This is a genomic window from Hungatella sp. SL.1.14 (assembly GCF_024460495.1).
GTDB lineage: Bacteria > Bacillota > Clostridia > Lachnospirales > Lachnospiraceae > Hungatella > Hungatella hathewayi.
Window position 1 is genome coordinate 1 of record NZ_JANFYJ010000360.1, and the last position, 299, is coordinate 299.

At 46.8% G+C, this 299-nt stretch carries 1 pseudogene; it reads left to right on the plus strand.

The window, feature by feature from the left end:
• Window positions 1–214: pseudogene (locus NE473_RS31360) on the plus strand (ribose-phosphate pyrophosphokinase); the annotation flags it as partial.
• Between the last annotated feature and the right edge of the window lie 85 nt (window positions 215–299).

Genomic DNA, 299 nt, shown 5'->3' on the forward strand with positions numbered 1-299 from the left:
TGAGAATGGAACCATCGACAGGATTCTGACGACGAATCTGGTATATCAGACACCGGATCTGCTGTCCAGACCGTATTATATCAATGTGGATATGAGCAAGTATATCGCACTGATCGTCGATAATCTGAATCATGACGCTTCCTTGAGCGAGCTGCTCAATCCTACGTCGAGAATTAACAGGCTCCTTGACAGTTACCGTGCGGGTGACAGGTAGGAGATCGATGGAACGATTGTCGAAACGGAACGTCTGTCTGGTAGGACTGACATTATTCTCCATGTTTTTTGGGGCGGGAAATCTT